General features: G+C 38.5%; 26 protein-coding genes. 7 read left to right on the forward strand and 19 right to left on the reverse strand.

Annotated features, from left to right (window positions below):
• Window positions 1-18: 18 nt before the first annotated feature.
• The 6 genes from rseP to ACESM0_RS05910 form a co-directional block, all read right to left on the reverse strand.
• Window positions 19-1,362 carry an RIP metalloprotease RseP gene (gene rseP, locus ACESM0_RS05885; protein ID WP_372904588.1) on the reverse strand — a complete coding sequence of 448 codons (1,344 nt, stop codon included), beginning with the start codon at window positions 1,360-1,362 and terminating at the stop codon, window positions 19-21.
• A gap of 5 nt (window positions 1,363-1,367) precedes the next feature.
• Window positions 1,368-2,522 carry a 1-deoxy-D-xylulose-5-phosphate reductoisomerase gene (gene dxr / locus ACESM0_RS05890; protein WP_372904590.1) on the reverse strand — a complete coding sequence of 385 codons (1,155 nt, stop codon included), beginning with the start codon at window positions 2,520-2,522 and terminating at the stop codon, window positions 1,368-1,370.
• A 44-nt stretch (window positions 2,523-2,566) separates the two neighbouring features.
• The gene (locus ACESM0_RS05895) at window positions 2,567-3,478 is read right to left on the reverse strand and encodes a histone deacetylase (protein WP_372904592.1); all 912 of its coding nucleotides are present in this window, start codon (window positions 3,476-3,478) and stop codon (window positions 2,567-2,569) included.
• A 17-nt stretch (window positions 3,479-3,495) separates the two neighbouring features.
• Complete coding sequence (gene pgeF, locus ACESM0_RS05900; RefSeq protein ID WP_372904594.1) at window positions 3,496-4,236, reverse strand: peptidoglycan editing factor PgeF; 741 nt, start codon at window positions 4,234-4,236, stop codon at window positions 3,496-3,498.
• A 4-nt stretch (window positions 4,237-4,240) separates the two neighbouring features.
• Window positions 4,241-5,110, reverse strand: coding sequence for a shikimate dehydrogenase (gene aroE / locus ACESM0_RS05905; RefSeq protein ID WP_372904596.1), 870 nt, complete (start codon window positions 5,108-5,110; stop codon window positions 4,241-4,243).
• An 85-nt stretch (window positions 5,111-5,195) separates the two neighbouring features.
• Complete coding sequence (locus ACESM0_RS05910) at window positions 5,196-5,660, reverse strand: SRPBCC family protein (protein WP_372904597.1); 465 nt, start codon at window positions 5,658-5,660, stop codon at window positions 5,196-5,198.
• A 116-nt stretch (window positions 5,661-5,776) separates the two neighbouring features.
• Here ACESM0_RS05910 and ACESM0_RS05915 point away from each other — a divergent pair, with 116 nt between their 5' ends.
• Window positions 5,777-7,165: a DUF1302 family protein gene (locus ACESM0_RS05915; protein ID WP_372904636.1), complete on the forward strand. Its 1,389-nt coding sequence runs from the start codon at window positions 5,777-5,779 to the stop codon at window positions 7,163-7,165.
• Between the two features lie 82 nt (window positions 7,166-7,247).
• A complete protein-coding gene (locus tag ACESM0_RS05920; RefSeq protein WP_372904599.1) occupies window positions 7,248-9,533 on the forward strand; it encodes an efflux RND transporter permease subunit in 2,286 nt (761 codons plus the stop codon).
• On the opposite strand, the gene tmk is transcribed toward ACESM0_RS05920, so the two are convergent.
• The 5 genes from tmk to ACESM0_RS05945 form a co-directional block, all read right to left on the reverse strand.
• A complete protein-coding gene (gene tmk, locus ACESM0_RS05925) occupies window positions 9,530-10,132 on the reverse strand; it encodes a dTMP kinase (protein ID WP_372904601.1) in 603 nt (200 codons plus the stop codon). The two genes, ACESM0_RS05920 and tmk, sit on opposite strands and share 4 nt — an antisense overlap.
• 17 nt (window positions 10,133-10,149) lie before the next feature.
• Window positions 10,150-10,812, reverse strand: a complete 663-nt coding sequence (locus tag ACESM0_RS05930; protein WP_372904603.1) for a PspC domain-containing protein — start codon at window positions 10,810-10,812, stop codon at window positions 10,150-10,152.
• Between the two features lie 89 nt (window positions 10,813-10,901).
• Window positions 10,902-11,480: a 5-formyltetrahydrofolate cyclo-ligase gene (locus ACESM0_RS05935; protein ID WP_372904604.1), complete on the reverse strand. Its 579-nt coding sequence runs from the start codon at window positions 11,478-11,480 to the stop codon at window positions 10,902-10,904.
• Window positions 11,477-13,093, reverse strand: a complete 1,617-nt coding sequence (gene bshC, locus ACESM0_RS05940; protein WP_372904606.1) for a bacillithiol biosynthesis cysteine-adding enzyme BshC — start codon at window positions 13,091-13,093, stop codon at window positions 11,477-11,479. Before bshC ends, ACESM0_RS05935 begins: the two co-directional genes overlap by 4 nt.
• A gap of 1 nt (window position 13,094) precedes the next feature.
• On the reverse strand, window positions 13,095-13,688 hold the full coding sequence (locus ACESM0_RS05945) for a bifunctional nuclease family protein (RefSeq protein ID WP_372904608.1): 594 nt from the start codon (window positions 13,686-13,688) through the stop codon (window positions 13,095-13,097).
• 102 nt (window positions 13,689-13,790) lie between these two features.
• On the opposite strand from ACESM0_RS05945, the gene ACESM0_RS05950 reads away from it, so the two are divergent.
• From ACESM0_RS05950 to ACESM0_RS05970, 5 genes are all read left to right on the forward strand, one after another.
• Entirely contained in the window at window positions 13,791-14,240 is a 450-nt protein-coding gene (locus ACESM0_RS05950; protein WP_372904610.1) for a hypothetical protein, read from the forward strand.
• Window positions 14,237-14,458: a translation initiation factor gene (locus ACESM0_RS05955; RefSeq protein WP_372904612.1), complete on the forward strand. Its 222-nt coding sequence runs from the start codon at window positions 14,237-14,239 to the stop codon at window positions 14,456-14,458. Before ACESM0_RS05950 ends, ACESM0_RS05955 begins: the two co-directional genes overlap by 4 nt.
• 100 nt (window positions 14,459-14,558) lie before the next feature.
• Window positions 14,559-14,936, forward strand: a complete 378-nt coding sequence (locus tag ACESM0_RS05960) for a response regulator (protein ID WP_372904614.1) — start codon at window positions 14,559-14,561, stop codon at window positions 14,934-14,936.
• Window positions 14,937-15,025: 89 nt separating this feature from the next.
• A complete protein-coding gene (locus ACESM0_RS05965; RefSeq protein ID WP_372904616.1) occupies window positions 15,026-17,194 on the forward strand; it encodes a patatin-like phospholipase family protein in 2,169 nt (722 codons plus the stop codon).
• A complete protein-coding gene (locus ACESM0_RS05970; protein WP_372904618.1) occupies window positions 17,191-17,820 on the forward strand; it encodes a tetratricopeptide repeat protein in 630 nt (209 codons plus the stop codon). Before ACESM0_RS05965 ends, ACESM0_RS05970 begins: the two co-directional genes overlap by 4 nt.
• Here the strand turns inward: ACESM0_RS05970 and ACESM0_RS05975 are convergent, their stop codons facing one another.
• From ACESM0_RS05975 to ACESM0_RS06010, 8 genes are all read right to left on the reverse strand, one after another.
• Complete coding sequence (locus ACESM0_RS05975) at window positions 17,821-18,120, reverse strand: hypothetical protein (RefSeq protein ID WP_372904620.1); 300 nt, start codon at window positions 18,118-18,120, stop codon at window positions 17,821-17,823. It lies immediately after the preceding gene.
• Between the two features lie 50 nt (window positions 18,121-18,170).
• Window positions 18,171-18,779, reverse strand: a complete 609-nt coding sequence (locus tag ACESM0_RS05980) for a sigma-70 family RNA polymerase sigma factor (protein ID WP_372904622.1) — start codon at window positions 18,777-18,779, stop codon at window positions 18,171-18,173.
• Window positions 18,780-18,829: 50 nt separating this feature from the next.
• Window positions 18,830-19,882 (reverse strand): DNA polymerase III subunit delta, encoded by a 1,053-nt coding sequence (gene holA / locus ACESM0_RS05985; protein ID WP_372904624.1) that lies wholly within the window; start codon window positions 19,880-19,882, stop codon window positions 18,830-18,832.
• Between the two features lie 87 nt (window positions 19,883-19,969).
• Entirely contained in the window at window positions 19,970-21,055 is a 1,086-nt protein-coding gene (locus tag ACESM0_RS05990) for a hypothetical protein (protein WP_372904626.1), read from the reverse strand.
• Complete coding sequence (locus ACESM0_RS05995; protein ID WP_372904628.1) at window positions 21,056-22,054, reverse strand: hypothetical protein; 999 nt, start codon at window positions 22,052-22,054, stop codon at window positions 21,056-21,058.
• A 140-nt stretch (window positions 22,055-22,194) separates the two neighbouring features.
• Complete coding sequence (purD, locus tag ACESM0_RS06000) at window positions 22,195-23,487, reverse strand: phosphoribosylamine--glycine ligase (RefSeq protein ID WP_372904630.1); 1,293 nt, start codon at window positions 23,485-23,487, stop codon at window positions 22,195-22,197.
• Window positions 23,487-24,257: a triose-phosphate isomerase gene (gene tpiA / locus ACESM0_RS06005; protein ID WP_372904632.1), complete on the reverse strand. Its 771-nt coding sequence runs from the start codon at window positions 24,255-24,257 to the stop codon at window positions 23,487-23,489. The genes purD and tpiA overlap by 1 nt, the downstream gene beginning before the upstream one ends.
• Window positions 24,258-24,266: 9 nt before the next feature.
• On the reverse strand, window positions 24,267-25,625 hold the full coding sequence (locus tag ACESM0_RS06010) for a TlpA family protein disulfide reductase (protein ID WP_372904634.1): 1,359 nt from the start codon (window positions 25,623-25,625) through the stop codon (window positions 24,267-24,269).
• Between the last annotated feature and the right edge of the window lie 49 nt (window positions 25,626-25,674).

Raw genomic sequence — 25,674 nt, forward strand, 5'->3', positions numbered from 1 at the left:
TTTAGCAAGCATCAGTAATTAGCCTCCAAATGTGCGTAAAATGTCATTAAAAGTAACGAGAATGAATAGTCCGATGAGCAGTATAAAACCAAGTTGTTGAAGGCCCATTCGTACTTTTGGTGACGGTTCGCGACGGGTAATACCTTCATAAAGCAAAAACATAAAGTGTCCACCGTCCAGGGCCGGAATGGGCAGCATATTCATAATTGCAAGTGTAACACTCAAAAACGCTGTAATATTCCAGAATCCAAGCCAGCCTCCTCGATCAGTGGCTTCCCGGGTGACGTTAGCAATGGCCACCGGCCCCCCTAAATTTTCTCGGACTGAAATATCACCTGAAAACATTTTTCCGATGCCCTGGACTATACCAAAAAGTGCATCGTTGGATCGTTCAACTCCCATTCCTAAGGCTTGGGCAAAATTATAGTTTATCTGTTCAATTCTAAACGAGTCTTCTAAATCCGGTCTGCCTACACCAATTTGCCCGGTTTCGGGGTCGGGTGTTAATGTAACTTGAAAACGTTCTCCATCTCTTTCTACATCTAGATTAAGAGAAGTCTCAGAGGACTGAATCTTATCAACCAACTCTACCCAGTAGTTAACCGAATCGCCGTCAACCGCAACAACTTGATCACCACCTTGTAATCCGGCTTCTTCTGCAGGACTACCATCCATGACGTCTGATATTGAACTTGGTAAATAGTGTTCTTGTGAGATAAAACCATCTTTACTTACCAGATCCAGGAAATTAGGTGGTGTTGAGAGTGTAAGTCTTTCACCGTTTCGTTCAACTAAAAATGTGAGATCTCTTCCTGTGAGTTCAGAAGGATTGAGTAGCTGTCGGAAATGCTGAACTTCTTCGTTATTTACACCAATGAGTCTGTCCCCTGTTTGCATACCTATTTGATGTGCTACAGAGTTCTCGCTTACATAGGCTCCATTCATTGAATCAATTGGTACAACCGTTTCCCCGTAGTGAAGTGCTATACCGGCGTATATTGCCACAGCCAAAATCACATTTAAGATTACACCGGCAGTGATTACTATCATCCGTTGCCAAACAGGTTTGGCTCTGAATTCATCTGGTTTGACTTCCTCATCTACAAACTCTGTATCCATAGACTCATCAATCATGCCGGCTATACTCACGTATCCACCCAGAGGAGTGGCACCTATAACGTACTCGGTATCCCCTTTTTTAAAGCCAAATATTTTAGGCGGAAAGCCAATAGAAAATTTATCGACTCGCATACCAAATAGCTTAGCCGCAATGAAATGACCTAACTCGTGTATAGTTACCAAAATAAATATGGCAGCTATAAATATGAGTATGGTACTTGAAAAATTAACTAACCAATCCATAAAATCTATCGTAATAATGCGTTCGCGTATTCACGGGTTTCTTTATCAACTTCATATAACGTTTCAGGACAAATATCCTTGCTATTATGAATGTTGGTTAAAGAATTTTCAATAATTTTCGGAATGTCAATATAACGAATTTCACTGTTCAAAAATCGCTCCACGGCAATTTCATTTGCAGCATTCAAAATAGCGGGTGCCAAGCCTTCTTCTTTTGCCGCTTCAATTGCTAATTGAATGCACGGGAATAAATTGAAATTCACTGGTTCAAACTCCATCAAGAGCGATTTTGAATAGTTTAACGTCTTATTCGGAAAATCAATTCGATCAGGATAGGTTAAAGCGTAAAGGATTGGCACCTTCATATCCGGAGGCCCTAATTGTGCTTTAGAAGAACCGTCTACAAACTCAACGATGGAGTGTATAATGCTTTGTGGGTGTACAACCGGCTCAATCTGATCAATAGGGAGATCAAAAAACCATTTAGCTTCAATAATTTCGAGTCCTTTGTTCATCATTGTTGCAGAATCAATTGTGATCTTAGATCCCATATCCCAATTGGGGTGATTCAGAGCATCTTTTACATTTACATTCATTAATTGATCGCGAGTGTAATTCTTAAAAGGACCACCACTGGCTGTTATAATAATTTTCTGGATTGAGCTTTTTCGTTCACCTGTAAGTGATTGCAGCATTGCAGAGTGCTCTGAGTCAACAGGAATGAGATTACCGTTTATAAAACCTTCCAGTTTGCTTAAAAGCTCTCCACCGACCACCAAAGACTCTTTATTGGCAAGGGCTACCTTTTTACCGGCTTTGAGCGCTTTGTATGTGGAATTGAATCCGGAAAATCCTACCAAACTGTTCAGAAGGATATCGTAATCTGCCTCCAAAGTAACCTGCTCTAATGCATCCTTTCCGAATAGAATATTTTGTGGTCTGAATTTTAACCGATCAAGAAAATTTTTCTCACAGCTTTTATCACAAAGAACCGCAGTATTTGGTTTCAGTGTATTTACCTGTTCAGCCAGTTTTTCATAACTGCTGTTAGCCGTCAGAGTTGTGGCTTTAAAATACTCAGGCCTGGATGATATGATTTCTACAGCTTGAGTCCCAATAGAACCTGTTGATCCTAAAATCGCAATCTTTTTCTGTTGCAAATATTCTGGTCTTATTAATTGATATCATTAAAAATAGAGAATCTTTAACGAAAGTATGGTGCCGAAATTTCCCTTGCCGCTTTATACATAATAGCATGTGCTTCAACAGTTTTTTGGATTGTTGGAGCATAACCTCCTGAAAGTAAAAGTGCCAAAGGTATCTCTTTCTGTGTAACTGTTTCAATAACCATTCGTTCTCTCTCCTCCATACCCTGCAGGCTTAGAGAAAGTCTGCCAAAGTGATCTTCTTCCAATGGGTCAATTCCTGCGAGATAAAACACTAAGTCAGGTGTAAATTCATTAAACACTTTATCAAGTGAACCTGATAGTGTCTCCAGATACACTTTATCCCCGGTTTTGTCGGGTAATCCTACATCTAAATCAGATGGGGGTTTTACAAAGGGATAGTTTTTTTCACCGTGTATAGAGAACGTATAAACATTAGGTTCATCTTTAAATATTGCTGCATTTCCATTCCCCTGATGCACATCAACGTCAATAATTAACACATTGTTGACCCATTTTGACTGTCTAAGTACCTTGATTGCAACAGCAACATCGTTGTAAACACAAAAACCTTCCCCGTGATCCGGCATTGCATGATGAGTGCCGCCGGCTAAATTACCGGCTATTCCATCTTGTAATGCCATCAGGCCGGTATTAATTGTACCCTGAACGGCCAGCCTGGATCGTATTGCTAAACCTTTAGACCACGGCAACCCCATTCTGCGTACCTCCTTTTTGGTCAAGTTACCAGTCCAAACACCGTGTCCATATTTCTGAGTATGAACCGTATAGAGGTTTGCAAAGTCTACCATGGATGGTTCAACAATTTCAGAACTCTTAAACAGGCCATTATTGATTATATAATTATGCAGACCCGAGAATTTCTTCATCGGGAAAATATGATCTTTTGGCAGTTGAGCTACATAACCCGGAGAATAACTGATGCGCAAAATAGGTCTGATTAGTTTTATTGGTTCAATTTGATCATTCCTAACATTCTGCCCGCTCTCCCCCGTTCTCTTCGATAAGAATAATAGTTAGAATTTTGAACCGTGCAGTGAGTAGATATTTCAACGTTTTCTAGTTTTATACCGGTATTTAGCAGTTGCCACCCAATAAAACCTTTTAGGTCAATATGGGGTTTTTTGTATGATTCACGGTCTACAAACTGTTTGGGAAATTTAGAAGCTACTTCCTCTCCTACTTCGAAATTATTTAATGAAATACATGGGCTGAGGTATACAAGGATATGATCCGGATCTGCTCCCAGTTGAATCATTTTGTTAATACCTTCAGGTACAATATTATTAGCTGCGCCCTTCCAACCGGCATGAAAAGCTCCAATAACACCATTTTTTGCATCACCTGCCAAAACAGCCGTACAGTCGGCCACTTGAATACCGAGCGATAATTCTACCATATCTGTTACAAAGCCATCTGTATTATCATATGTGCCTGGCTTTGTCACTTGTATGATGTTTGAACCATGAACTTGATTAGCTATAGCTAATTGATTCCTGTTCCATCCAATTTCATCGAATAGTAACTTAAAATTTTGATCAACTTCTGCCGGTTCCGCTTCCGTATTGTATCCTAAATTTAGGCCGGGTATAGAACTTCCGGGATTTATGATTTTTTTATTTGTACCCGTAAAGAGAGCATTGACACGAGATTCATTATTAATTATATCCGGTTCGAATAATTCCATATAACTATTTTAATGTATTGATTAGCAGTTTTTTAATTCTATCTAATGGAAACGTTTTACCTGTCCAGATCTCAAATGATCTGTTTCCCTGCATGATTAACATATCCAGACCATTGATTGTTATGGCCCCGAACTCATCTGCTTGCTTTAAAAATTTAGTTTGTATGGGGTTGTATATGAGATCATAGCAGATTTTTTTACCAAGCAGTTTTCCGTCAAATTCTGAAATCGGAGATCGGCCTATATTCGGAGACATTCCTAACGGAGTTGTATTAACAAACATAGATGTCTCGTCAGCATATGATTGCCATTGATCGTAAGAAACCGTTTCTACCCAAATATGATCTGAATTCAGATTTGATTTTTCAGGGGTGCGGGACACAAAAATAATTTCTTCAACTCCCAAATCCTCAAGCCCAATTTTTACAGCTTTTGCGGCTCCACCTGTACCAAAAACTATGACCCTCCCCCCTTCAATTTGATCAATATATTGTAAAAGTGGTGAAGTAAATCCATGAATATCGGTATTGTGACCTATCAGTTTATGATCTGATTTGGCAATGGTGTTAATGACACCTGCTTCACTAGAGTAACTATCTATATGGTCAACAACTTTAATAAATTGATTTTTGTACGGTATGGTAATATTACAGCCTAAAAATTCATCACGATTAAGCCATCCAATAAAGTCTGTGATATCAGCTTGTGCAAGATCAACTGCATGGTATTGGGCATTTATATCGTGAAAATCCAAAGCGGCTTGGTGCATTAGCGGCGAGAGTGAATGCCCAATTGGATTCCCGATTACCAAGAAATGCGGATTCCTGGAATATTCTGATTTCTTAAATTCGTTGAAGGAAAGGATCATTGTCATTCTTTTGAGTATTGGCAAAAAAAAAGCGCCTCAACAGAAGTTAAGGCGCAATTTCTTAAAAAATGGAATAAAGAATAGTAACAAATTAGGCGGTTACTTCCTTAGTCTCCTCTTCAGTTTCGTCATTAAACGTACCTGATTCGGCAAGTTCCTTAAATTTATCGAGATCATTTTTCAGTTGTGCAGGAAGTCCTTCAATAAAATTGGCAAGATCTTCTTCAGCTTCGCCGAAAAATGTTCTGTAATCCAAAGAAATGTCAACCCGAGTTCTTTCACCATTATCTAGTGGTGTGAAACGGATTGTACCGGTTTGATTCAAATTTCCATTAATCGTAATCCAAGCAAATCGGGTATTTCTCAGATTGTCAATAATATTTGTAGTCCATTGAAACTCCTCGTTCCCAATCTTGGTTGTATATTCAAACGTCTGGGAGTTTATTTTTTCTATTTTATCAATGCGGTCCAGAAAATTTGTAAAATGAACGGGATTGGATAACAGTTCGTAAACTTTGGCTAAAGGTAAGTCTACATCGATTCTTTCGTGCGCCATAGGTATGATTAAGCTTCAGAAATGAAAAGTTATAATTCAGAATTGGTGATTCTTGTGATGTATATAGAAGACATCCACAATGCATTAAATTTACGCATATTTTGATTAAGCTTCAATTGATTTCAAAAATAAATTGTATAAATAACATTTGTTTCAAGTATATTTTTCAACTTGTCTTATTTCTATTTTCAATTTTACTCTTCTCAATCCCTTCGGGTACTCTCCGGGCACAAACAAATGTCAATGGACTTCTCCAAAACTACAATGCCGCTCAAACTACAGGCGACCATGAATTTGTAGCCGGTAGAAGTCGATTGAGATTACAACTGAATACCTCTACATCCGCCGGAAATATCTTTGTTGAAACAGACTTTCTGCATCAATACGCTAAAAGGGATGTTGATACTGAAATTATTTTAAGAGAGGCCTATTTCGATAGATTTTATGATGAAAGTGATTTGAGAATTGGCAGGCAGATCATAAGTTGGGGACGCGCAACCGGTGGATTTGTAACAGATATCCTGTCCCCTGTCGATTTGCGAGAGTTTTTAACTCAGGATCCTGCAGATTTACGACTGGGTTTAACCGCTGTCAATTATCAACAATATTTCGGTTCCAACTCACTTCAGTTAATTTTTAATCCGGTTTTTGAGCCGGACAGATTACCATCACCGGGTTCCAGATGGTTCCCCGTTCAGGAAATACCTTCACCTATTCCATTTAACTACTTAACACAAGAATACGGTTTTAAGGTATCGGATATGCAGTTTGCATCGCGATTTAGCGTGCGTTCTCCATCATCGCTGGATTTAGATGTTATGTTGATGTATTGGGCACATCCTATGCCGGCCTATGCCTTAAACATAAACCCTTTTAATTTTCCCGATCCGCCTTCTGTAGATCTGTTTGAATCTTATCATGCCTCACCAATGGGAGGTGTTTCATTGGAATGGATTATTGGTGACAACTGGAAAATTCAGACTGAGCAACTTTTTGTTTATGAACGGCTATTTACTTTCTTACCAGTGTCTGTCAACCGGCTGGAACAAGCTCTTGAAGATCTTCCAACAGCACTACAGGTTCTTCAGGAATTTGAGGTGCGAGATGACGGATATTTACTTAAAAAGCCATGGTTGCACTCGATGGCAGGAATTGAAACTGAACAATGGAATACATTAATAAGTCTGCAATTTTACTTGGAAACTATTTTTAACTACGAAGACAGAATTTTACCGCAACAACTCTTCCCCTATGTCACACTGCTAACAAATCGGTCATTTTTGAGAAATAGATTACAGATTTCCACCTTAAGCCGTTACAACTTCTATGCAGAAGATTTCTGGATACAAGTTCAGGGCACTTATGAAATAGATGACGGTTTTGAAATTTCACTTGGTACCAATCTATTTGGAGGCGAGCCTATCACTCCATTCTATGGACACTTTACCTTTAATCAGTTCAGAGAGAACAGTTTCATCTTCTCAAAAATATCTGTCTATTTCTAAAATTTAAGGAATTTACGACAGTTAAATTCGGTTTCACAGACAGTCAATAAAACTCATTCATCTCAAGTAATATTTAGACCTTTTGAAGCAATTCGGAGAATTTATACTCGCTCACCCAAAATCTGTTCTGTTTGGTCTGACGATCTTACTATTTGTATCCATTTTTCCGGCTTCAAATATTCGAACGGACTTTAATCTTGAGGGCTTTTATCCGGATGAAGATCCCGTAATTGCTGATTATGAAAAGCTTGAAGAGGAATTTGGCAGAGATGACAATAGCATCATTATTGGATTTAAAACCGATTCACTTTTTACTGAAAAAGTATTGCTGGATCTGCAATCCATAACCGGCCAGTTAGAAGAGATTGATTTTCTGGCTGAAGTCTTGTCCATCCTGGACACTCAAGAAATCAAAAGTGAAAATGGACAGCTAACTTTCGATCCCTATTTTGAGCTTGAGAATATCTCTAATGAACAGCTCTCAAATATAAAAGAGAACATCACGCTTGATCCTTTTCTAAATGGTGCATTAATAAATAGTTCTGGAAATGCGACAGCTATCGTTCTTACAATAAATGAAGAAGAGAATACATTCTTCAACAGAAACTATATCATCGATTCAATTAATGGAGTGTTGGACGAGTACAGGTCTGACTATGAATTTCATATTTCAGGGATACCCTACTTTAGAAATCAGTACGTAAATCTGTTAAACGGGGAAATTGTAATGTACATTGCAATCTCCTCTATTCTCATTATTCTACTTCTTTGGTACATCTATCGAACTATTTGGGGAGTGTTATTTCCAATGGTTATTGTTTGGTCTACCCTTCTTTTAACGGTCGCTATTATTCAGCTTACCGGTGGTTATCTGGAGATTATGAGTAGTACCATAGCTCCTATTCTCCTCTGTGTGGGAGTGGCAGATGCCATTCATATGATATCAAAATATGATGATGCCAGGGAGTCTGGTTTTTCAAAGCATAACTCTATCATTGAAATGCTGAAAACTCTTGGCAGCGCAACATTTCTTACAAGTCTGACGACCGCTATTGGCTTTGCTACTCTGTTTACCAGCACAGTAATGCCTATGCGGAGATTTGGTATCTACACAGCTGTGGGAGTTTTGATTGCTTACTTGGTAACAATATTCTTTTTACCGGTTATACTATCTCGCTTAAAGAGTAAACGAATTTTTGATGAAAAATCAGGGTCCTTTTATCCACTACTACAAAAATGGCTCAACAAATTAGCAGGATTAAACAGGCTCAACTACAGGAAGGTTGTAATTTTCGGTCTCTCCGTAACCATTATATTTTCAATTGGTTTCACCAAAATTGAAGTAAACGGAAAAGTATTTGACGATGTGGGCGATGATACTGAATTAATGCAGGACAGCCGGTTTTTTTCTGATCAGATAGCTCCACAATTCCCCATGGAATTTCTTATTAATACTGAAGAACCTGATGGTGCTCTTTCTGCCGATTTACTACAACGAGTTTCACAATTTGAGCAAAAACTGCTTGAATATCCTGAGATACACCGGGTGGTTGGTTTTCACACACTCATGGCAGAAGTTCACCGAGCGTTATCAGATGGGAAAAGAAGTGAAGATTTGGATTACCCTTTACCCGAAAGTGATCAGGCGATTGCCCAATATACACTTTTGATGGAGATTAATGAGGCTGATGAACTCTACAATTTGGTAGATTTTGACTACAGAAAGCTTCGTATTACTGCACAGACAGAAGATGCAGGATCTAAACGTATAAATGAAATTCGGGATGAATTCAGGAGTGAAATGGAGAAACTCTTTCCAGATGAAGAGGTTACCGTAACAGGTACTACAATACTTAGTGCTGATCTTACCGATAAGATTGTTTATTCATTGGCTTGGAGTATTATGCTTGCTATTTTTGCCATTACATTCATTATGGCTATGTTATTTAAAAGTTTTAAGATGGCTTTGATCGCGTTGGTGCCAAATCTTATTCCTTTAATAATTGTGGGGGGCGTAATGGGTTTTGCGGGTGTGGATATTAAACCTTCAACAGCAGTAATATTTACTATTGCTTTGGGTATTGCTGTAGATGACTCCATTCACTACCTGGCCAGATTCCGGATCGAGTACCTGAAAAGTAAGGCCATGCTTCCATCTCTAACGGCAACTACTGTCCGGACCGGAAGGGCCATTATCGTAACCAGTTTAATATTGATTGCAGGATTTGGGACGCTCATAACAAGTGCCTTTACATCAACTGCTATGATGGGTATTCTGGTCTGTACAACAATCTTTGGAGCTTTACTTGCAGATCTATTTGTACTCCCCTCTCTTTTCTATTGGCTTAAACCCAAGCTTAAAATTTAATTCAAGACTTGATCGAGTCTCGAAATAATCTTTTGATGGATCTCTTCCTGCGATTCACTTGCGTCAATAACCGCAAATCTTTTTAACCGGGAAAGCTGATCATAGCCTTTGCAAACTTCCCTGAAGAAATCCTCACCTGATTTTTCCATTCTGTCTTTAGTTCCGGTTTGTGTCCGTTTTGCCGCCTCTTTAGGATCAATACGTAAATAGAAGGTAATGTCAGGTTCAGTATGGTGAGTAGCCAGCTTATTTAAAGTCTCGATGTGGGAAAGCTTGGCTGATTTGCGTCCGTACCCCTGATAGGCCGTTGTGGAGTCAAAAAAACGATCCAGAATTACAATCTCTCCTTTTTTTAATCTGGGTTTAATCTCTTCTGCTACCAGTTGTGATCTTGCGGCAGAAAACAAAAGTAGTTCTGTAGTGGGATCCATATCCTCAGTTTCATGTAGTAGCAAATTTCTGATTTTTTCCGAGATTTCTGTTCCTCCCGGCTCTCTGAATACAAAAGTTTTCACACCACTCTTATTGAAATAGTCTTTTAGGAGTTTGATTTGAGTTGACTTTCCACATCCGTCAATTCCTTCAAATGATATGAGCACGATTAAGTAATCAGGTTTTAATTAAAATCATCCATCAGGCTGATGGGTTCTTTAGGCATTACAATAGCCATCGCAATATACGCAAGAATTGCTGTTCCTGAACTCATAAATAATGCAACAAGAAACAGAACTCGAACAATAGTTGAGTTCATTCCAAGATATTTTGCCAATCCACCGCATACACCTGAAATTTTAGAATCTGTTCGAGACTTCATCAATTTATTTGAACTGCTGTATGCGAAAATTTCACTTTGAGAGGATTTGTTCTTGCCTTTTTTGTATGCTCTCTCCTTTTGGCTGTATAAAAATTGATCCAGTTTGTCGTACGTCTCTTTTACCTGCTCCTCTTCTATAGCCTCAGCCTTTTTCTTTTTATCGCCTGACTTCTTAAACATTGCTAAAAGCGTAACCGCCAATAGTGCACCTCCAATGTACGGCATGAACTGAATAAGACCTCCGATGAAAGGTAAAGAGTCAAGTCCTATTATTTCTGTAGCAACGCTGTGGCCAATGTATGCAAATGCAGTAAAAACCATAGCTAAGCCGGTTATGGTTCGTACATTCCATATGCTAGGAGTCGGCTTCTTTTCATTCTCTTCCAGAAACTCTTGTAGCGTGCTTTGCAATTCACGGTCTGAAACAGCAATTGAAGAGTCAATAGGTGAAGTTTTTGTACTCATAAGTCAGTATTTAGAATATCTGTTTTTTCAACACTACGATTACCCATTCTACTTGTTTCATTTTTATTTATCTACAACCAACTACTACTCTACTTCAAAATTCTTTTCTCGGTTATCAACATATCTAGCGGCACATCATAAGAATCAACCGGAATAGGTTCGTCAGATAGCTGCTTTTCAAATAGGAGTCCTGCTTTAACAGAATTAGTTGATGCCAAAAAACGATCATAGTATCCTTTGCCGTATCCAAGCCGATTCTTTTGAAGATCTCCGGCTAACATTGGTACGAAGATGACATCAGGATTTATTTGGTCAAGTAGTTTTTGATCAACAGGTTCAGGAACTCCCCAGCTGTTCTTTTTGAGTGAACTGGTTGAATCAATTTCGCAATGTTTCAATTTACCGGCCTCCATCATTATCGGAACAATCACCCTTTTCTTGTTTCTTAATGCATATTCCATGATAGAGAATGTATCCACTTCATTACGCTCACTCATTGAAGCGTAAATGTGAATTGCGTCAGCTTCTTTAAATTCTTTAAGGGATACTGCTTTATCGAATATTGCCGTGTTTAATGAGACAAGCTGGGGTTTGGGTATTTGCATTCTCCGCTGCTGATAAAATTTCCTTAAACTTTTCTTTTGCTCTCTTATTTCACCTGAAATCATAAATAAATAAGCTTGTGTGTATCCGGTTCCTGATTTTCAAGTGAATTCAGTATATCATCGAAAATTTCTGTTCCATACTTATTTAAATAGTAGATAAATGCAATTTCCCTTTCCTGAAGGTTACCGTTGGGAAATAAATTGGATTGTATTTTTAAAATTCTTTCCAATTGAGTCTTCTCCTTCTGCTTTATAGACTTATAAAGTTTTCCCTTTAATTTATCGAGTTCTGAAAAATAGGTTGAACCTGCCTTTCCGGCTGTATTTTTTAAAGTGGGGTCAATTTCTTCGATAACGCTCTTCTTTTCTTCAGTAATACTTTCGATGCGTTGTTTCCAGTCCCCAAAAATTTTTTCAAGATCAGGCTGGTCGGTTTGTTCAATGTACTCTGACTCTAAATCTTCAATGCGCTTATTGTAGTCATGCAGACCAAATGGAAGCTTTTCTATGATTCTTTCTACGCTGCTTTCAATAAGTGTACCACTGAATCTTGGTACAATTTGGGGCATAGACTGTTCAAAATAATCATAAACGCCACTCATTTGAGCGTAATAAGCAATTTCTCCCGGGCCGGCTACATAACTTAAAGTTGGCAGTATTCTGTCCTGCAGAATGGGTCTTAAAAATACATTTGGTGAAAAACGATTTGGATTCTCATTTATGTCTTGGATTAGTTCATTCGAGCTCCAGCGAGTGTCACTGTTATCGATAAACCATATTTCACCATCATATTGTACTTTCAATCGTTGGCCACTATCTGAGATATAAAAGAGATTACTGCTGTTGAGATGTACTTGTCCATCATAACCGAGATTTTCCAAATTATTGGTATTCTCTTTCAAACGATCTGCTATGTCATCTGCTTTGGAAACACTTTTTGTAAGAACGCTTTTAGAAAGTGATTTTAATGTTTCGTCATTGCTTCCTGCAAGTATCAGCCCATGTTTTCCAAATAGTTTTCGCATCAAGAGGCCAAAAGCCTTTACAACAGAGTGTTTTTCGTTGTAGCTGCTATCAAGAATTTCCCATAATTCTTTACTGAAATCTGTATCAATCAGGCCTTTTTTTACACAAGATCTTAGTTGCTGATGTACTTCTTTTAGAGAATACTCACCTACTCTTTTCCCCGGCTCATCGAATGAAACACTGCATCCAATTATCTCTTCTCTCTTTATCAGATTAAATTGCGATATCTCTTCTACATCATGATCTTCGTCCGCCAGCCAAAATACGGGTACTACAGGTCTACCTAACTTCTTTTCATATTTTTTTGCGAGCTGAATTGTAGTCAGAGTTTTTAGAACGGTGTAAACCGGACCTCCATATAAAACCATCTGCTGACCTGTAACTACGGCCAAGGTTGACGGGTCACGTAACTTTTCAATATTTAAAAGCGTGGCTTCTGACGGTTCAAACTGTGTATTAAACTCTTTGAGAGCATCAGACACTTTTATTCGATCAGACGGGAAAGAGATATTTTCAGCTTCAAGTTTGAGATGTTCAACTTTGAACGGTGAGATTTCAAAAAAATCAGTTAACTCACTTTTCTGATTTATATAATCCTTAAAAAGTTTTGAAAATGGCAGATCAGAAAAAGATTGGGATTTTATTTTCACTTCACCCTTTTAGTTTTTGAATTTTGTCTCTGATTTTGGCAGCTTTCTCATAGTTTTCTGTTTCTATAGCTGTTTGAAGTTCATTTTCCAATTCCTCCATTTTTGTCATTTCTGTTCTTCCGGGTTCCGGCTCTCCCTTTTTACTTTTTCCCTTCCCTTTAGATGTTGATTCGACAGAGGTTGTATCTGTTTCAATACCGGCTTCATCCAAAACGGTAGTATTCACAAATATAGTAGCACCAAAACGGATTGCTAGAGCAATTGCATCGCTTGGACGTGCATCGATATGAAAATCATCGTTTTCAGTACCTATACAGTGGATTTGAGCAAAAAAGGTACCTTCATTTAGTTCGTTAATTACTACTTTTTCCACTTTAGAGTTGAAGTTCTCAACGATACTCTTAAGCAGGTCGTGGGTCATGGGCCTGGGTGGTTTGATACTCTCCAACTCCAATGCTATAGCTTGTGCTTCAAAAGTACCAATGATAATTGGCAGCCTTCTGTTGCCTTCAGTTTCTGATAAAATCAAAGCGTAGGCACCACCACTGCTTGGACTGGTGGAAAGACCCAAAATATCCATTTTGACTGTCTGCAAATCTATCTCCTTAAATTTTATAATTCCTTATCTTCCTTAAAGGTAACTAATTATTTTTTTCACTTAAACAGTTCTTTACTGTTCTTTAACCATAAACACGTTTTGGATTTAAACATTCCGATAAAAAAACAGATCTGGAAAATTGCTGCAATTGGTTTAGGGATTATCTCATCTATCTTAATCATACATATCATGCAGTTTATTAACATTACATTGTATCCTGTTGAAGATTCAATTACGGAGTTTAATGCATCAGTTTATGCTGATTTTATTATGAATAATCCTGTTTTTTTAATGGGAATATTGTTCAGTAATCTTACAGGTAGTTTTTTTGGAGGTGCTGTTGCCAGACTTACACACCCTACTGTAACCGTTCAATCAGCCGGCTGGGTTGGCTTTGTACTTATGGGGCTGGATCTCTACAATCTTTTATCGGTTGATTACCCGCTTTGGTTTTGGTTACTTTCCTTAATCATTTACGTCCCTGCCGCTTGGCTGGGAGCATTCGCAGTTACATATACTCAGAATAGACAAATTGAGGTCTCAAAGTGAAAATTGATATAAAAGAAGAAAGAAATCCAAAAACCGGTAACCCAATTACAGTAATCTCAGGAGTTAAACATAATCCACAGCATATTGAAAAGTTGGCTAAAAAGTTAAAGAGTAGCTGTGGTGCAGGTGGTCACGTAGATGGTAAAACAATTGTAATACAGGGATCACACACAGAAAAAGTAAAAACAATTTTATCTTCAGAAGGTTTTACATTTTAAGTGTTTAGAATAGATAAAATTCAGATATATTTATCCCTTAAACTAGAGTAAGATTTTTTTAAATTGCTCCTGATAACTAGAACTTAAATTATTTATAGCTTTGGAAAAGGATAACAAAAAAATTCTTCTGGTCGAAGATGATGGTGTACAGCAGGTTATAATGGAGCGATTTATCAATAAGCTTGGACATACGGTACTTGCAACGGTGTCTGAGGGCGCTGCTGCTGTTGATTCAGCTCTGAAGCTAAGGGGAGTTGATCTGATTATTATGGACATCAAACTTGGAGACGAACTTGATGGAATTGATGCCATGAAAGAGATTCGAAAGAAATCGGATGTAAAGGTTATCTATATAACCGGTAATACCGATGACCTTACTAAGAATCGAGCTTTAGAAACAAAACATGAAGCATTTATATCTAAACCTATCACCCCGGAAAACCTGGAACGAGCTATCATACAAGCTTTCAAAACATAAAAGAATTTTATTCGTAGTACCTGAATGAAAACAAGAGATCATTTTCAGGTTTAATAGTTATGCAACAGAAAATAATTTGTTTACTCGCCTTGCTACTTTATTTCGTACTCCCCTATCAGGCCCAATCAGAGAGTCAGAATTCATCTTTAGAAACCCTGCAGTCCGATTCTCTAAAAGTGGGTGTAGTATTAAGTGGAGGTGGCGCGAGAGGTGTTGCCCATATCGGGATCCTAAAGGCACTTGAAGAGGCCGGTGTTCAAATAGATTACATCACCGGAACTAGTATGGGCAGTTTGATTGGCGGACTTTATGCAATCGGATATTCTGCCGATCAACTTATTGAATTAAGCCGGACAAGCAATTTTATGGAGCTTTTTACAGAGACTCCAAATCGCAGATATACATCCAATTATGAAAAAGGATTCGATGAACGAACCATCTTAACCGTTCCGATAAGCGAGAGTGGCTTGTCTTTACCTCAGGGTATTATTACCGGTCAAAATATTTATTCGTATCTCTCCCGGTTGGTTTGGTCAGCACACGGAACCGAAGATTTTGATAACTTCCCCATTCCTTATGCCACAATTGCAACGGATATTGAAACCGGTGAAGCTGTTGTTTTTCGCTCCGGGTATTTGCCTGACGCCATTCGCGCAAGTATTTCTATTCCATCGGCTATAGCACCACATGAAATCGACGGAAAATACTATGTAGATGGGGGACTTGCTCGTAATCTGCCTGTTCAGGATGCAAAAAAAATGGGGGCAGACTTTATCATTGCTGTTGATGTTACCACTCCTCTCGCTCCAAGTGACAGTTTAAATACATTGACAGAGATTATGAATCAGTCTGTTCAATACAGAATAAATGAACGGGTGGAGCAAGAAAAAAAAGGAGCTGATTTAGTAATCACGATGCCTGAAATTGATAAATATTCTATCGCGTCTTTCGATTTAATGGAAGAATTTCTGGAAATTGGTTTGGAAGCAGGTGAAAAATATTCAGAAGAATTTAAAAATATTGCCGAAAGACAAAGCAGGCAGTATAAACCAAGAAAACCAATGGACGCTCCTTCTCCACTCCCTATTCAGGATGTAATTATAGAAGGGAACAACCTGTTTGATGATGATTTCATAAAAAGAAAATTACAGTTTGAAACTGGCGCAAAATTGGGACCTGAAATGATTGATGAAAAAATCAGCCGACTATATAGCTCTCAATATATCGAACAAGTTACTTATCGTATCAAACCGGATACACTCTATTATTATAATTTGCACATCAACATTAAGGAGAGCCAGAGTAATGATTTTAAAATTGGTTTGAGGTATGAATCACAAACCCAGGCTTCTATCCTGTTTGAAGCCTCGTTTCAAAACCTGTTTCATGAAGGATCCATCAACAAGGTGGAATCTCGATTGGGTGATCAACTGATGTTCGGTGCTGATTACATCTATTATGGTGCTCTGGGTTCCAGGTTTGCTGCACTAACTTCATTTCAGTATCAAACAGAGAATGTGGATTGGTTTGTGAATGAAGAAAGAGTATCCAGGTTTGAAAATCATGTGATTCGGGGTGAAGTCTCTGTTGGCAACTATTTTAGTACTCAGCATCTATTTGCACTGGGCATAAGAAAAGATTTTAATTACCACAGAAATGAAATTAATCCCCAACAAGTAGAACCGGTAAATGAGGGATATCACGCTTTCTTTGCCAAATACAGATATGATTTTCTGAATAGAAAGTCGTATCCATCAAGCGGACATAAGGTATTGGCTCATTTTTTTTACAGTGATCCCTTAGTCCTTAGCCCAATTCAATTTTCTTCGGCCAAGTTTTATTGGAACGGATTCTATGAGCTAACGAGTAAATTTTCACTAACGAATTCTCTATTGGCAGGCTATTCTTATGGTAATGAATTACCATGGGGGTATTGGTACACTCCCAATAGCTACTATCAAGATATTGGCTACCTTCGATTTGGAGGCATTGACAGATATGAAATTTCCACCCCGCACATTCAAATGGCATCCTTGGGTATCCAGGCAGAACCATTTTACCATAGATTTATCAATATTGACTTATATGCAGGACGATTTTTAGATCAATGGAATTTAAACCTTAATGAAAATGATATTACTTACGGAGCTTCATTATCTTTAGGAGGCTTGACCATTGTTGGGCCAATTAAAGTAATATTATCTACAGGAACAGAGAATTCATTTCAGGCAGAACTTCAAATAGGATATCAATTTTGAAAAACGAAGCTGAGATCAGAGAACAGATTTCAATTATTCAACAAGAATTAAAGAAAAAACCAAAAAGTGCTAATTTGATTCATGATTTGGGTGTTGGTCACTATCTTCTTGGGGAATTTTCAGAATCCGTAAAGTATCTGCAAAAAGCTGTTGATCTGGCTCCGAATAACGTTGCTTTTCTTTTCAATTTGGGTAACGCTTTCAACGAAAATGATCAACATGACTTTGCTATTGATACTTATCTCAGAGCATTGGACCAAAATCCTAACCATATCCCTTCCCTAAATAACCTGGCGGACTGCTACGAAGCTGTTGGCCAGTCTGATAAGGCTCATGAACTGTTTCATTATCTGACCCGAATTAATGGAGAAGATGCGCTATCGCATTTTAACCTGGGTAATTTTTTTCTAAGACAAAACCAGCATATTGAAGCTGCTAAGTGTTATGAGGAAGCTATAAAAAGAGATGAGACGTTTACTGATGCGTATCACAATATAGCGTGGATATTACATCAGGCTAAAGCAAATGCAGAAGCACTGGAGTATATACAAAAAGGATTAAATACAGATCCCGGTCATGAAGAGATGTTGGAGCTCAAAAAAAAGATATCAGGTTTCTTAGACTAGCTAGATAGCAAAAATACTTCTATCCGCTACTTTGTTGGCATTATTTTCTGCAGTCTCTCTTTCAAGTTCCATTGCAAATTTCGCAGCCATTTTTTGATCAAATCGTTTGCCGGCTTTACGTTTCGGCAACGATGACATAGCTCTTCGTATATTTTTACCGTTTACAGCTGCTTTACAAACCACTTTCGAGCTGTTCATCAACTCTTTAAACGCAGATAATTCTGAATCCGTCAGTTTGTTTTCACTGTAATCTAGTATAAACTCGGTAAGTAGTGTGCTTTTTTCAGGCTTAGTAAGCATAAGGAGTATGAATTTCTATTTGGCGTTCAGAAATTCATACTCCTGTTAGCTTAAATTGTTTCCGACTTCACGTAACTGCCAATGATTTCCTGTAGTTGTTGGCGTCCGCGATTAATTCTGGATTTTACAGTACCCATTGCTGTGTCCGTAATTTCCGCTATTTCTTCGTACGTCAACTGTTGAATATCTCTTAGGATCACAGCTTCCCGAAAGTCTTCATTCAATTCCTGAAGAGCTCTTTCAAGCTCCTGAACACTTAATTTAAGGTGAAGTTCATCGTCCTGGAGAATGACCGTGTCTGTAATCTGCATTTCAAAATCATCAGGATCTGATTCATCAGCGTGGATGGATACCAGACTCATTCGCTGTTTCTTCTTATACATGCTTTTTGCAAGGTTTAAAGCAATAGTGTACATCCAGGTTGAGAGTTTAGCAATTCTCTCATATGACATACGGCTGCGGTAAACTCGCAAAAAGGTCTCCTGCACTAAATCTTCGCAGTCTTCATGATTGTGTGTGTAGCGATACAAAAAGTTATGAAGTCTGTCCTTATATCTTTGAACGATGATGTCGAACGCCTCAACTACGCCTGACTGCAGTTGTTCCATTACATCTTCGTCTGACATTTGTCTTAAATCGGATACTTTAGAAGCTTTCATAGTATTGCCCTTTTTAGTTGCTTGTTTACCGCAACACCGGGCAAATACATTTAGCCGATGATGCGCTTAAGCAGAAGGAGAAATATTGATGAGGTATCTAATGTGCCGAAGCCTTTTGCAGCCCGATCTGCATCGAGCAAGGCTTCAAATATCCGTGGCATTTCTGCCAGTCTGAAATTTGAGGCTTCCCGCCACTGGGCATTAAAAATATAGTTACTTCTAATTCCCAATTCGGCCTGAACCTGATCTTTAGTAAGACCTTTTTCAGTTAGCCTGCATATTCGCCAGATATTGCAAAACACAATGTAAAAGAACCCCAACGTTTTAATTACTTCACCAACGCTGTGATTATTATGTTGCAACATCTGTTCCGATATGCCGAGAGCTTGATGTAAATTTCTGTTTACTACCGCTTTTTTAAGCTCTATGACGTTATAATCGCGATATGAGCCGGAAATTTTTTTTATATGATCAATTTCAACGCGCTCTCCTGTGTCCACAAAAGTACACACTTTTTCCAGTTCAGTGGACAGTAGTTTTAAATCCGGGCCGACCATTTGTGCCAACAGCTGAGCAGCTGCAGGATTAATTGCTCTCTTGTGAATATTTTTCGTCCAATCGGAAATCCAATCGGGTAACTGGTAGTCCGGTACTTCTTCAAACTTATACTCTGATACTTTATCGTTGTTATTAAGTTCCTTGCCGAGGCCTGTTCGTTTATCAGGAAATTTTGAGTCTATCAGGCATAAGACACAGGTTGGATTTGGCTGTTTAATGTAAGAGATGAAGTCATTCAGTGATCCTTCTTCGGCTTTTTCACCCAGCTTTATAAAGTCCCTAACTATAACTACTCTGCGTTCGGCCATCATAGGATAGCTGCGGGCAATACTGAGCACTTTCGATGGATCTGATTCCGACCCGTAAATTAAATCAAAGTTAAAATCCTTTTGCTCGTCGGGGACAAATTTAGCAATCTCTTCTTGGAGCATGTCTTTGAAGAAATCTTCCTCACCATGAAGATAGTAGACGGGCTTAATATCATTTTGGCCTTTTATTTCGCGAAAGGCCTCTTTAAATAGATCTATACTGCTTTTTTTCGCCAAAAGTTAACTCTGATTTTGAGTTATAAAATCGATTGAATGAGTAATAAAGGTATGAAAAACAGATCTAAATAATAGATTCAAATTCCATTAACTCAGTTCTTTCTGAAGCCATGTTATAGTATCTACACCATCAGGTTTCCACCATATATCAGGGGTTTGTGCTTTAGATAGTAGATCTGTTTCTGTCTCCAACTCTTTTTTCAACTCTTCCATTTGAGATTCTGATGTAGCGTAGACAGTTTGGAGTCCGCTCCTAAACTCAAAAACGATATCATTTAAAGTATCCTCATCTCCCTGAACCCACTGCAGAACAAATTTATCGGTCGGTTTTGAGAGTCTCTCTTCAATCAGAAAGTTATTTAACCAAGCTTGGTCAATCTCCAATGCTTTGTTGGTTGCAAAACGATAAAAAAGTGATTGATCCGGTTTTTCGTGCTGAGGATTTTTCAGCCAGAATGCTTCAACGTAATCTGTAAAATGACATTTTTGACTTTTCAATTTAAATGGTGCAACGACGATAGCAACTGATCTACATCCCGTACCGGCATATCTGAAGACTGCTTCAGTCAGATCCTCCATCGTTTCTTTTTTGTGATCATGTAAAAAAGCAATGGAAAAATAGGCAGTTCTCATCAACCTGGGAGTTTCAAAGTCTGCAATGTTTAAATTATTGAGATTTGAAATTACAGATTCTACTGAACCTTCAGAACCGGCGAAGAGAACTGCGTCCGCTTTTTTATTTGAAAAATAAGTTAGATCTGTTGAATAATGCCTGTCGCCGCTTATATTGTGATCATCCAGCTTTTCAATCAAAGTTGGAAGCAGATAGGGATCTTTCCTGGACAATTTTCCCATATAATTTGCACCCGTAAGAACAACTGCCAATAAATCCTGCAGGCCAACTAAAGGTAAATTTCCGGCGTGCAGACACATTACGTTTATATCCTTTAATCTGGTTATGCCCAGATTCGTCATTTCTGCCCACTTCATCAGGTTTTCTTCACTAAGTGAATGTTTCAGATGACGTATCTGATACTTTATATCTTCCAACCCAAAAAGCTTTTCTTCTACTGTTTGGTCGATAGCTTTTTTCAGAGAGAGATTATCCGGCTGCAGCCAGGCCTCGATGGCACCAGAAATATTTTTTATATGTTCCTGTGTCTCAAACAGCATTTAGTCTCTATCAATTAGAAAGTTACATCCTCTCATTTCAGCTTTTTTCCATCGTCCCAAAACTTTAAAACGTCCGGAGTCATCCATTATTCCAATGTCGTCTGTTAATATGAACGGACATGAATATAGATTTGCCAGATCTATGATTCCCAGCTTACCAGGCTCATGAGGTTTACATATTTTAGTTGGGTCTTCTGCTTTGCGCACAGAGATATTAACCCAGTTTGGAGGCTCAAACCATTCCCCACCTATGGCATAACATTGGCTTAACAGTTCACACATACCATATTCTGAATGAATTTGATGTTGGAGAATTTGAAATCCATCAGAAAGTATATTTCGCAATTCTGTTTTTGAGATCTCCCTGCGATGGGTCTTCATCCCTCCTGTTTCAACGATTTGAGCAGATGCTGGCAGAGGATCGGATTCTTTCTCAATTAAATCTAAAAGACCAAAAGCTGCTCCAAAAAGGACTATGTTTCGTTTAGAATCTAAAAGATCTTTTATTGATTCTTTTTTTAATGGCTGTTGAAGTGGAATAAATCGACTCAACCCGGAGGGATCCTGATTTACAAGATGGTTTAACATCCAAATGAGCGATGAGTGAGGATTTTCTGCATATCCGGGTGTATAGCAAAGTATAGACGTGTTCTCTTTTGGAAAGTAACGATAGAACTCTTTCTCTATTGATTTTATATATACAGAACTCTCTTTTACAAAATGCCGACTTTGAGACATGTTTCCGGTTCCGCTGCTTTTAAAAATAAGATCTGCAGTAACGTCAAAGCTTTTTATTTCGGCTTCCTTGAATACGCGAATTGGTATTAATGGAATATAATGGATTGGAAAATCAGAAGTAATATTTCCTGCGATACCTAAAACTTCCGCGAATGTTGAATAGACTGAATTGAAGGATTTCTGAAAATTAAATACCCTAACTGCTCTTTCAGCAAACGGAATCGAAGAGTCAAAAATGAGTTGTCGAAGAGCTTGACTCATCAGATAGTTTGAATGAGATTTCAGGGTTGTATAATAGTCTTCTAACAGAAATAATGCCTGATCAGGATAAATAAATTATACGACAATAGGGTAATGATTTGTATCATCAAAACTTAGTAGTTCCAGGACTGAGAAATTAATCAGGACGTTCGTTTCAGACCTTTGTGGCCGATATCATTACGATAATAGCAACCTTCGAAATCAATATTCCGAACATTTTTATACGCGTGATCGATTGCTTTTTTTAGAGTATTTCCTTTTCCCACTACACTCAATACACGTCCGCCCGAGGTGACCAGATCATCTCCATCATTTTTTGTACCGGCTTGAAAAACAATAGAATCATCATCCAAAGAGTTTATTCCCGTAATTACCTTACCTTTCGGATATGATCCCGGATAACCGTCACTTGCTAGAACAATACAGCAACGATAGTCTTTATCCAGCTGTATGGAAATTTCATCAAGCCGTTGTTCTGTAGTAGCGATCATCAGTGTCAACAGATCGTTTTCAAGCGATGGAAGGATAGCCTGACACTCCGGATCTCCAAAACGACAGTTATACTCTACAACTTTAGGGCCGTCTTTGGTAATCATCAGACCTACATAAAGAATTCCATGATATGCGGCCTCCTCCAGCTGCATACCTGTAATGGTACGCTCGATTATTTCATGTTTTACAAGATCAAGCATTTCATCGGTTAAAACAGGTGCAGGAGAATATGCACCCATTCCACCTGTATTCAATCCTGTATCTCCTTCACCGATTCGTTTATGATCTTGAGCATTATGAAGAATGTGTGATGTGTGTCCGTCAGCAATAACAAATACGGAAGCTTCTTCACCTTCCATAAATTCTTCTACAACGAGTTTATTGGCTGCTTCCTGCAACTTTTCGTCGTTTTTAAGTGTATCCAATCGCTTTTCAACCTCTTCTTCCGAATCACAGATAAATACCCCTTTTCCGGCTGCAAGCCCATCTGCTTTTAAAACAATCGGGTAGCTATCTTTAGATTGAACAAACTTTAAAGCGTCATCAAATTCATCTGAAGAGAAAACAGCATAATCGGCAGTAGGAACTTTATATTTAACCATAAATTCCTTGGCAAACTGTTTGCTTCCCTCGAGCATTGCAGCTGATTTTTTTGGCCCAAATACCGCAAACCCTTGTTTTTCAAGATAATCGACGATTCCATTTACCAAAGGTGCTTCGGGTCCTACTACAACTAAATCAATGGAGTGATCTTTGCAAAAATCAGCAACAGTAGCAAAATGGTCTGTCATCAATTTGATATTCAGGCCTAACTCGGCTGTTCCGGGGTTACCCGGAGCTATATAAAGCGTGCCAAGATTTGGAGATTTACTCAGTTTCCATGCAATGGCGTGTTCACGTCCGCCACTGCCGATAAGAAGAACGTTATAGTTGGTATCCATTACTTAGTTGTTTGCTCGGCAATCGCCATGATTTCACTAAAACTGCCTGCTTTCAAACTTGCCCCTCCAATCAAACCACCATCAACATCCTTTTGGGAGAGTAGTTCTTCGGCGTTAGCCGGTTTCATGCTGCCTCCGTAAAGAATTCGAACTTTATCAGCGGCATCAGGGCTCCAGTTTTCAGCTATGAGGGACCGGATAAATGCATGCATCTCCTGTGCTTGTTCCGGCGATGCGGTCTCCCCTGTTCCTATTGCCCATACCGGTTCGTAAGCAACAACAAAATCTTCCGCATGTTTTTCATCGACTTGACTTAATACTGCTTTAAGTTGTGTACCTACTACCGTTTTTTGGTCATTGGCTTTACGCTCTTCAAGCTTCTCACCTACGCACAAAATGGGACGGATAGATTCGTTCAGCGATTTAACGACCTTACTTGCAATAAACTCATCCGACTCCTGAAAATATTCACGTCGTTCTGAATGACCTATAATGACGTAATCGCAAGTCAGTTCTTTCAGCATAGATGTGCTTATTTCACCTGTAAAAGCACCATTATCTTCTGTATACACGTTTTGTGCACCGGTTTTAAAAAATGAATCTCTAAAACTTTTGACGACAAAAGGCAAGGAAACATAAGGAGGGCAAATCAAAGCCTCATTGTTAAAATCTTTGCTCTTCCACATTTCAGCCATTTCGTCGGCTAAAACTTTAGCCTCGGTTGGTCCTGCATTCATTTTCCAGTTACCTGCAATAAGTAATTTTCTCATAATCGTAAATTAGTTGCTTGATGTAATATTCTGAAGTCCTCGCACTACTTCTTGATACTCTTCGCCAATATACCGTCGAATAATTTGTCCATCTGAATTTACCAAAAATCGGGTTGGAACCCTTGTGATGTTAAATCTCTCGATCAGTTCCTCAGCATTAAATGAGTCTGGCTTAACCAATTTCCAAAGCATGTCCCGTTCTTCAAAAAACGCTTCAACCATGACAGGGTTTGTAGCTACCGGGACCGTGATGATATCTAAACCAAAATTGTTATAAATTTGATAGATAGCAACCGTACGATCATATTGACGTTGATAAAGCGGATTGTCAAATCTTGTTATTTCAATGATGTATGGAACGCCCTCTAAACTATTTGTTGACACGGAGTCACCCGTAATTGTTACAAATGAAAAGTCTGGGAAAGGAGAACCGGGCGCTAAAAATTCTATGTCATAACTGATATTTTCTGCCCACTCCAGGGCCATCGGCACATCTTGAAACTTCTCCTGAAACTGATTCAGTTGTTCGGAAGCTTCAGTAGTTCTGGAGCTGTCGTAGAGCAATTCAATTTTGTCCATTTGAGTAGTCATAATGTCGTTCCTTTCGGTTGACAGATTTTCAATTCTATTCAGAAATGAAACGGCCCTGTCCAAGCCTTCGGTTTCGGCGTAATAATCAACAAGTACAGAGCGCCCGTTAGATCGCAGTCTACTTTGAGTACCAATCAATGATTCTGCCCTTTCAACCATCAATGAATCATTCCATCCACTCAAAAGAGTAATCGACATGTTACCGGCTAATTCTGCTGCAAATGTATTTTCATGTTCATTATAAACGTCCCAGTAAAGATCACTCCAATTTCGCAGTTCAACCAGAACACTATCTTCAGAAATTGCTCCGGCATTGATATACTGTGCTACACGATTGAAATTTCTTTCTACTCTTTCATAGATCTGAAACACATCATTCTCTTTTGAAGAGATTTCAGCAGTTTGATCTACATTCGGAAGTTCAGCATTAATTGAGATTGAGTCACCGTCAGCGAAAACTACGTTTAAGATTCCAAAAGTGTTTTGATTTCTTGAAACAATAACCGGATAGAGATCCCGATTTTCGAACCGAGCAGTTCCTGTAAAGTTACCTTCCGCATCTGTTACTGCATGGAACAGAGTGTCGCGTGCTTCACCATCACTTGTTTGAAAAGAGACCAATAGTTGAATTCCGCTGTAGTTTACAGAGCTGTCCAGATTTTCGTTAACGGTTACCTTTCCGCTAATGTATGCCTCGTTTAATTCTGAATCTTGTCTTGAGCACCCAAACATCACAATAGCGGCAATAAATAAAATAAAAGCAGCTTTGTAGTTCATTAAAGTAATTTTGATAATGATGATTTTCTGTAGATTAATTTAATTAGCC

The sequence above is a fragment of the Rhodohalobacter sp. genome (assembly GCF_041686455.1).
Classification (GTDB): Bacteria; Bacteroidota; Rhodothermia; order Balneolales; family Balneolaceae; genus Rhodohalobacter.